Genomic DNA, 500 nt, shown 5'->3' on the forward strand with positions numbered 1-500 from the left:
GCTCTCCTACGTAGAGATCATCCTTAAAAAGAGCGAGACCTTTATATTGAATATGATCGTCTTTTTTCCCGATAATAGGTAGAAAAGGATCTTGAGCGAACCCGCCATATTGATCCAGGAAAGCATGAACAGTTGGCTGAGGAACAATGTCTTTCAGATTTCTCTCCATGAAATCGGAAAGATATTGAGCAGATGTCGGCGCATTAGGATACTTAAAAGTTAACAGCTCTTCGACGCTGCCGTCGACGACCGCCATGTAAACATCTCTGCCAATATCGGTAGAGCGGCCGAGTGGATCAGTAAGCTCGGCGACTCCGTGTTTTGCCAGATCTTTACTAATCAAAAAATTCTGCAAACGTCCCGTAGCGAGTCTTCTTTGGGACTCCATCTGCTGCTTTTGTAAGATGTCTAGAACGGTATGGCCGACCGCCGTAAAGAAGGCATTGAGCGGCTGAACATCTATCCCCGCAGGATAAAAAGGAGCGGCGGCTGTTCCCTTT

At 46.6% G+C, this 500-nt stretch carries 1 protein-coding gene; it reads right to left on the reverse strand.

Annotated features, from left to right (window positions below; genetic code table 11):
- Positions 1-500 (reverse strand): Ger(x)C family spore germination protein (locus tag AC1DUW_RS32295; protein WP_477644649.1); only part of this gene is annotated, 500 nt, incomplete at both ends.

Source organism: Peribacillus sp. P4_C12, from assembly GCF_056402095.1.